The organism is Vallitalea sediminicola, assembly GCF_054408565.1.
The window spans coordinates 1-240 of the sequence record NZ_BTPT01000187.1 but is presented as its reverse complement, the minus strand read 5'-3'; the positions used below and the strand labels follow the sequence as shown (position 1 = coordinate 240).

Below are 240 nucleotides of genomic sequence, written 5' to 3'. Positions count from 1 at the left end.
TTTTGAGAGTGTGAACTCTCAAAAGTACCGTCAAACAACAATCCAATTAACTCACCTTTTGAATTCAACGTGGCTGAGCCAGAATTGCCACCAGTGGAATCTAAGTCGGTCAAAAAATTCACAGGTACTGAACCAAGGCTTTTAAGCTCATAGTCTCCGTACTGTTTAGCGTTGATCAGCTTTAATTGCTTTTCTGGAGAATTAAACGGCTCTTCACCGGTATCTTTTTCAACAATGCCT

At 40.4% G+C, this 240-nt stretch carries 1 protein-coding gene; it reads right to left on the bottom strand.

Going from position 1 to position 240, the window contains the following annotated elements:
- The coding region (locus ACX6CF_RS26360) for a S46 family peptidase (protein ID WP_458788356.1) at window positions 1-240 on the bottom strand (240 nt) is incomplete at both ends.